General features: G+C 60.9%; 1 protein-coding gene. It reads right to left on the reverse strand.

Annotated features, from left to right (window positions below):
• Positions 1–607, reverse strand: a 607-nt coding sequence (locus tag BGN95_RS07400) for a TonB-dependent receptor plug domain-containing protein (protein WP_286772138.1), incomplete at its 3' end; no start/stop codon positions are given.
• Between the last annotated feature and the right edge of the window lie 35 nt (positions 608–642).

The raw sequence follows: 642 nt of genomic DNA on the forward strand, positions 1-642 counted from the left end.
GACTCGCATCGCCATAGCGCGAGGTGCCGGCCTGCATCCGCGTGCGAAGCCCCTCGAAATTGTCCTTCATCACGAAATTGACGACGCCCGAAACGGCATCCGCACCGTAAACGGTAGACTCACCGCCCGTCAGCACATCGACCCGCTCGATCAGATCGCTTGGAATGGTATTGATGTCGACCGAGCCCTCGCCGGCCACGCCGCCAACATGGCGGCGGCCATTGATGAGCACGAGCGTGCGCTGCGGCCCCAGATTGCGCAGATCAAGCAGGTTCTGGCCGGTCGTGCCGATGCTGCCACGATCACCCGCATTATCCGCAGAGAGCGATGAACTTTGCAGCGCCGGAAACCGGGAGAGAAAGTCAGTCACATTGGTCGAGCCGGCTTGTTCGATCGACTGCGCCGTTATCGAGACCAACGGGCTCGATGTGTCGAAATCGGCCGGGCGACGAATACGCGATCCGGTGACGATGACATCGCCACCGCCGCCGCTCTCCGAAGCACCAACATTGTCCTGCGCCTGGGCGCTGCATGAAAAACCTGCCGCGAGTGCGATGGCCAGAACCGAGGCCGTGCTCCGCACGAGAAATGAAGATTTGGTGCGCATAAAGGCCCCCACTTTCTGCTACATTGATTTGCTCC

The organism is Sphingomonas sp. 66-10 (assembly GCF_001897045.1).
In the GTDB taxonomy this organism is placed as follows: Bacteria; Pseudomonadota; Alphaproteobacteria; order Sphingomonadales; family Sphingomonadaceae; genus Sphingomonas; species Sphingomonas lycopersici.